The organism is Achromobacter sp., assembly GCF_057314935.1.
Window position 1 is genome coordinate 1 of the sequence record NZ_DBHKZA010000156.1, and the last position, 5,953, is coordinate 5,953.

At 60.9% G+C, this 5,953-nt stretch carries 7 protein-coding genes and 1 tRNA gene; 1 reads left to right on the forward strand and 7 read right to left on the reverse strand.

The genetic code is table 11. The features are described 5' to 3' along the window. Position 1: 1 nt before the first annotated feature. The 6 genes from ACO6D5_RS29270 to petA form a co-directional block, all read right to left on the reverse strand. Positions 2-77, reverse strand: a tRNA-Thr gene (locus tag ACO6D5_RS29270). A gap of 256 nt (positions 78-333) precedes the next feature. Beyond that, the gene (locus ACO6D5_RS29275; protein ID WP_006224516.1) at positions 334-783 is read right to left on the reverse strand and encodes a ClpXP protease specificity-enhancing factor; all 450 of its coding nucleotides are present in this window, start codon (positions 781-783) and stop codon (positions 334-336) included. A 13-nt stretch (positions 784-796) separates the two neighbouring features. Continuing rightward, a complete protein-coding gene (locus ACO6D5_RS29280) occupies positions 797-1,408 on the reverse strand; it encodes a glutathione S-transferase N-terminal domain-containing protein (protein ID WP_006224517.1) in 612 nt (203 codons plus the stop codon). A 152-nt stretch (positions 1,409-1,560) separates the two neighbouring features. Continuing rightward, complete coding sequence (locus ACO6D5_RS29285; protein ID WP_088589764.1) at positions 1,561-2,421, reverse strand: cytochrome c1; 861 nt, start codon at positions 2,419-2,421, stop codon at positions 1,561-1,563. A 24-nt stretch (positions 2,422-2,445) separates the two neighbouring features. Next, positions 2,446-3,834 (reverse strand): cytochrome b, encoded by a 1,389-nt coding sequence (locus tag ACO6D5_RS29290; RefSeq protein WP_006224519.1) that lies wholly within the window; start codon positions 3,832-3,834, stop codon positions 2,446-2,448. A 74-nt stretch (positions 3,835-3,908) separates the two neighbouring features. Further along, the gene (gene petA / locus ACO6D5_RS29295) at positions 3,909-4,550 is read right to left on the reverse strand and encodes a ubiquinol-cytochrome c reductase iron-sulfur subunit (RefSeq protein WP_006224520.1); all 642 of its coding nucleotides are present in this window, start codon (positions 4,548-4,550) and stop codon (positions 3,909-3,911) included. Between the two features lie 140 nt (positions 4,551-4,690). On the opposite strand from petA, the gene mscL reads away from it, so the two are divergent. Beyond that, positions 4,691-5,140, forward strand: a complete 450-nt coding sequence (gene mscL / locus ACO6D5_RS29300) for a large conductance mechanosensitive channel protein MscL (protein WP_006224521.1) — start codon at positions 4,691-4,693, stop codon at positions 5,138-5,140. A 69-nt stretch (positions 5,141-5,209) separates the two neighbouring features. On the opposite strand, the gene ACO6D5_RS29305 is transcribed toward mscL, so the two are convergent. Beyond that, positions 5,210-5,953, reverse strand: a 744-nt coding sequence (locus ACO6D5_RS29305) for an aldolase (RefSeq protein ID WP_485827331.1), incomplete at its 5' end; no start/stop codon positions are given.

A 5,953-nucleotide genomic window follows, 5' to 3' on the forward strand; every position in this document is an offset into this window, starting at 1 on the left:
TTGGTGCCGGTGAAAGGAATCGAACCCTCGACCTTCTCATTACAAGTGAGCTGCTCTACCAACTGAGCTACACCGGCATGGCGTGCCGGGGCACGCGCAGGGACTGCATTGTAATGAAAAAACGCTGCTGCCGTGCGCGGGTCCACACGCGGCGCAATACCGCATTGCCTGCCGCAGCGGCTCAACGCCGCCGTGCCGTGGCGACGCCTGTAAACGCCGCGCAGCAAAACGCCCCGCGCGGGCAGGATGGGCATCCTGCCTGGCACGGAGCGTGGGAATCAGTCTGGCTTGCAGGGACGTTGCGCCAGGCGCGCCGTCCCCGCATCGCGGCGGCTATTTGACGATGGTCAGGCGCGGACGCTTGGGTTCGTCGTCATCACCGCCGTCGTCGCCCGGCGTGGCCTCGGCATCGGTGCTTTCGGGCGCGGCGGTGTCCGCCACGCCTTGTGCGCCGGCCGCTGGCGGTTCGTAGGGCTGCACTTCGAAGCCCATGCCGGCGCCGGTTTCGCGCGCGTAGATGGCGCTGACGGCGCCGACGGGAACGTAGACGTTTTCGGTCACGCCGCTGAAGCGGGCCTGGAATTCGATGAATTCATTGCCCAGCACCAGTCGGTTGGTGGCCAGCGTGCCCACGTTCAGTGTGATCTGACCGTCACGTACATGCGCGACGGGCACCATGGTGTGCTCGTCGACCTGCACGGTGATGTACGGCGTGTAGCCGTTGTCGGTGCACCATTCGTGCAGTGCGCGGATCAGATACGGTTTGGTCGAAGTTTCACCCATCACACAACCAGCCTTAACGACGCATCACTTTTTCCGAAGGCGTCAGCGCTTCGATGTAAGCCGGACGCGAGAAGATGCGTTCGGCGTACTTTTGCAGCGGAGCCGCATTCTTGGGCAGTTCGATGCCGTAGTGGTCCAGGCGCCACAACAGCGGAGCCACGGCCACGTCCAGCATGGAGAACTCTTCGCCCAGCATGTACTTGTTCTTCAGCAGCATGGGGGCCAGCTGGGCCAGGCGGTCGCGGATGTTCTGGCGGGCATGGGCCAGCTTCTTCTCGTCCGGCTTGGCGCTGCGGTCTTCCAGCGTCGAGACGTGAACGAACAGTTCCTTCTCGAAGTTGTAGAGGAACAGGCGGGTGCGGGCGCGCATGACCGGGTCAGCGGGCATGAGCTGCGGGTGCGGGAAGCGCTCGTCGATGTACTCGTTGATGATGTTCGACTCGTACAGGACCAGGTCGCGCTCGACCAGAATGGGCACTTGACCGTACGGGTTCATCACCGAGATGTCTTCGGGCTTGTTGTACAGGTCGATGTCGCGGATCTCGAAATCCATACCCTTTTCGAACAACACGAAGCGGCAGCGTTGCGAAAACGGACACGTGGTTCCGGAATAGAGCACCATCATGGTGAAAGTCCTTTATGAAAAACGAAAGGCCAGCGCCTAAATCTAGCAGGCGCTGGCCCCGATTGCCAGGCGGGATAGGCGTACAGCCCTATCCGCCAATACCGTCCCTGTTTTTAAACGGGGACGGTTGTATGCCTGGCGGGGCGTTGCGGTTAGCGCACGTGCTTCCAGTACGAAGCGTTCAAGCGCCACGTAACCAGGAAGAACAACAGCAGGAACAACATGACACCGACGCCGATACGGACGCGTAACGTCTGGACGGGCTCGGCCATCCAGGACATGAACGCGGTCAGGTCTGCGACGTCGTTGTCGTATGTTGCGACTTGGGCCGGGTTGGCGGCCTTAAATTTGGCATCAAAGGTGGCATGGCCGCGGTAATCAGCTACCGGTTCGGCCTTGACCGTGGAAAAACCTTGAGCATCGTACACCGTCGTGACGCGTTCCCAGGTTTTGGGTGCGCCTTCCTTGGCATCCTTGGCTTCCACTTCATGCATGGCCACGGTCGTCAGCTCGCGCGGACCCTGGAGCTCCCAGAGCGCGTGGGGCATGCCCACGGCCGGGAAAACCAGGTTGTTCCAGCCGGTGGCGCGTGACGAATCGCGGTAGAAGGTGCGCAGGTAGGTATAGATGTAGTCCGCGCCGGACGGGCCGGCGTTGACCGATTTGGCGCGGGCGATCACGGACAAGTCCGGGGGCGTCGTGCCAAACCACTTCTTGGCGTCCTTGGGCGTCATGGCGACAGTCATCATGTCGCCCACCTTTTCGCCGGTGAACAGCAGGCTTTCCTTGATTTGCTGGTCGGTCAGCCCGATGTCCTTCAACTTGTTGTAGCGCATCGACGATGCGCTATGACAGTTCAGGCAGTAGTTGACGAACAGCTTGGCGCCGTTTTGCAGCGACGCCATGTCGTTGACGCGGTACGGCGCCTTGTCCAGCGGGAACCCGCCTTCGGCGGCGAATGCGGCGGTACACGTGAGCATCAAGGCCACGGCACCAATCAGCTTCTTGATCATGGTTAATCCGTTATCTGGTGGGGCTCAGTGGGCGTGGAACGTAACGCGCTCAGGCACTTGCTTGAAGGTGCCAAGGCGGCTCCAGACCGGCATCAGGAAAAAGAATGCCAGGTACAGCAGCGTGCCGATTTGCGACGTGATGTTCAACGGCGGACTGGGCGGCTGCGTACCGATGTAGCCGAGCACCAGGAAGTTGACCATGAAGATGCCGTAGATCCACTTGTGCCACGTGGGGCGGTAGCGGATCGACTTGACCGGGGAATGGTCCAGCCACGGCAGGAAGAACAGGATGACGACAGTACCGCCCATGGCGACCACGCCCCAGAACTTGGCGTCGATCACGCGCAGCAGCACGGCCACGACGATCAGGATGCCGGGGATGGCCACGCGCAGGATGCCCTTCAGGTTGCTCTTGACGAGCAACGCGATGGCGCCCAGCACCGATGCGCCTGCCAGCACCCACGTGAATTCGTCGGTGGTGGCGCGCAGCATCGAGTAGAACGGCGTGAAGTACCAGACCGGAGCGATGTGCGGAGGCGTCTTCAGCGAGTCAGCAGGGATGAAGTTGTTGAACTCGAGGAAGTACCCGCCCATTTCCGGCGCGAAGAACACGATGAACGCGAACACGAGCAGGAAGCCTGCCACGCCCATCAGGTCATGCACGGAATAGAACGGGTGGAACGGGATGCCATCCTTGGGCCGGCCGTACTTGTCTTTCGGGCCCTGCTTGATCTCGATGCCGTCCGGGTTGTTCGAGCCGACTTCGTGCAGCGCCACCAGGTGAGCCGCCACCAGGCCCACCAGCACCAGCGGAATCGCGATGACGTGGAAGGCGAAGAAGCGGTTCAACGTGGCGTCCGACACGACGTAGTCGCCGCGGATCCAGATCGACAGTTCAGGGCCGATGAACGGAATGGCCGCGAACAGGTTCACGATCACCTGGGCGCCCCAATACGACATCTGGCCCCAGGGAAGCAGGTAGCCGAAGAAAGCTTCGGCCATCAGACAGAGGAAAATCGCCACGCCGAAGATCCACACGAGTTCGCGCGGCTTGCGGTAGGAACCGTAAAGCAGCCCGCGCAGCATGTGCAGGTACACGACGACGAAGAACATCGACGCGCCGGTGGAGTGCATATAGCGCACCAGCCAGCCCCAAGGGACTTCGCGCATGATGTATTCGACGGACTGGAACGCGCGTTCGGCGTCCGGCTTGTAATGCATGACCAGGAAAATGCCGGTCACGATCTGCAGCACCAGGACCAATAAGGCCAGAGAGCCAAAGAAATACCAGAAGTTGAAATTCTTCGGTGCGTAGTACTCGGACAGATGGGCTTTCCAGGTGGAGGTCACCGGAAAGCGCCGGTCCAGCCAGCCCAACAGGCCTGTCGTCTCGACGGTTTTCTCGCCAGCCATGTAACGGCTCCTTCTCTAATACGTGGCGTATTTGTTTTACTTACGTAATTCGGGAAAAAAGCGCGACGCGAGCGTCAGGCCTTGTTGTCTTCATCAACGCCCACAATGATGCGGGTGTCGCTGAGATATTGGTAAGGCGGTACTTCGAGATTATCGGGAGCAGGCTTGTTCTTGTAGACCCGGCCAGCCAGGTCGAACGTGGAGCCGTGGCACGGACAGAGGAATCCGCCTTGCCAATTGGCGCCCATGCCGCCACCGCCGCCTGTTTCGAAGTGCGAGGTGGGCGAGCAGCCCAGATGGGTACAGATGCCGACACAGACGAAGATCTCGGGCTTGCGCGAGCGAGCTTCGTTTTCGGCGTATTTGGGAGTGAAGCCAGGCCGCTTGGAATCGGGATCGGCCAGTAGAGGGTCCAGCGCTTTCAGGGCGGCGAGCTGTTCGGGAGAACGGTGAATGATCCACACCGGCTTCCCACGCCATTCCACTGTCTTCATGGTGCCGACGGGTATATCGCCGATATCCACTTCTACAGGGGCCCCGGCCGCACGGGCCTTTTCAGAGGGAGAAAATGTGCTCACAAGCGGCAAAGCCGTTGCGACACCTGCTACGCCACCCACAGCACAGGCGGTGGTAACCCAGAAACGTCGCGAAGGATCAGGTGGCAGGTTGGGATCAACCGCACCGTCATCATCGTGCACCAGCGTATCCTGACTCATCTTCCTATCCTTGTTGATGCGCCCGCTCTACGAGTAGCATCATTTCTGCGGCATCGGGTTCGCGGGAATATGTAACAACATAGCAACCGCGTATTATAGCGCCAGCCCACTGACGGGCGTATCACGAAGGGAGTGCTTTTATGAGCAAAGCAACTGGTTTCGTCAAAGAATTCCGAGATTTCGCCGTAAAAGGCAATGCGGTCGACTTGGCGGTGGGTGTCATTATCGGTGCAGCGTTCGGCAGGATCGTCGATTCGCTCGTCAAAGACATCGTCATGCCTTTGGTCAACTTCATCCTTGGCGGCTCGGTCGATTTTTCGAACAAGTTCCTGGTGCTGTCCATGCCGGCCGGCTACAACGGCCCGATGACGTATGCCGACCTCACCAAAGCGGGCGCAAACGTGTTCGCGTGGGGTAATTTCGTCACCATCATCATCAACTTCGTGTTGCTGGCGTTCGTGATCTTCTGGATGGTCAAGGCCATCTACAAGGCCCGCACCAAGGCCGAGGAAGCGCCGGCCGCACCGGCCGCAACGCCGGAAGACGTGGCGCTGCTGCGCGAAATCCGCGACCTGCTCAAAAAGCCCTGATCTGTCTTTGCCGCAGCCCCGGGACCCGCCCACGCGCGGATCCCGGCTGCGGCTTGTTGCCCGCGTGCGCTATCGCGCGGCCATTTGCCGTTCGACGCGGCGCGCGAACATGGCGAAGCTCGCCCGCACGATGCTGGGCTTGAGCAGGAAGTCATGCGATTCGGCGGCCAGTGCATCATTCACCGGTTTTACCTCGCCGTAGGCGGCGGCTGCCTGCAACTGATTGCGGGCCGCGCGTTCAATCAGCACCGACAGGTACAGCGCCTCTTCCACGCAGGATCCCGCGGCCAGAAATCCATGGTTGGCCAGCAGGATGCAGCGCTTGTCGCCCAGCGCCGCTGAAATGATCTCGCCTTCCTGGTCGGCGATGGGCAGGCCCGGCCATTCCTTCAGGTGCGCGCAGTCGTTGTGAAACGGAGTCGCGTCCATGTGCGCGACGACCAGCGGCTGGCCCGTCATCGACAACGTCGACACATGCGGCGGGTGCGTGTGGATGATGCATTGCACGTCGGGACGCTGGCGATAGACCCAGAAATGGAAGCGCACGGCGGGGTTGGGCGTGCCCGGGCCCTCGAGCACTTCCATGTCCTCGTTGATGCGCATGACCGAAGCCGGATCGATTTCGTCGAACGCCTGTGCCAAGGGCGTGGTCAGGAACGTGCCGTCTTCCTTGCGCACGGTGATCTGGCCTGCCAGGGTTTCCGAATGGCCTTCGCTGGCGAGAATGCGGCAGCTCAGCGCCACCTTTTCCTTCTCGCCCCAGTTTCCGAAGTCGAGCTTGTTCGCGGAGCGCGCAAAGAAGGCGTCGGCATG

Bases quoted from the DNA above. Each gene is read 5' to 3' on its own strand.
- ACO6D5_RS29275 (WP_006224516.1), bottom strand. From the start codon at position 783: ATGGGTGAAACTTCGACCAAACCGTATCTGATCCGCGCACTGCACGAA.
- ACO6D5_RS29280 (WP_006224517.1), bottom strand. From the start codon at position 1,408: ATGATGGTGCTCTATTCCGGAACCACGTGTCCGTTTTCGCAACGCTGC.
- ACO6D5_RS29285 (WP_088589764.1), bottom strand. From the start codon at position 2,421: ATGATCAAGAAGCTGATTGGTGCCGTGGCCTTGATGCTCACGTGTACC.
- ACO6D5_RS29290 (WP_006224519.1), bottom strand. From the start codon at position 3,834: ATGGCTGGCGAGAAAACCGTCGAGACGACAGGCCTGTTGGGCTGGCTG.
- petA (WP_006224520.1), bottom strand. From the start codon at position 4,550: ATGAGTCAGGATACGCTGGTGCACGATGATGACGGTGCGGTTGATCCC.
- mscL (WP_006224521.1), top strand. From the start codon at position 4,691: ATGAGCAAAGCAACTGGTTTCGTCAAAGAATTCCGAGATTTCGCCGTA.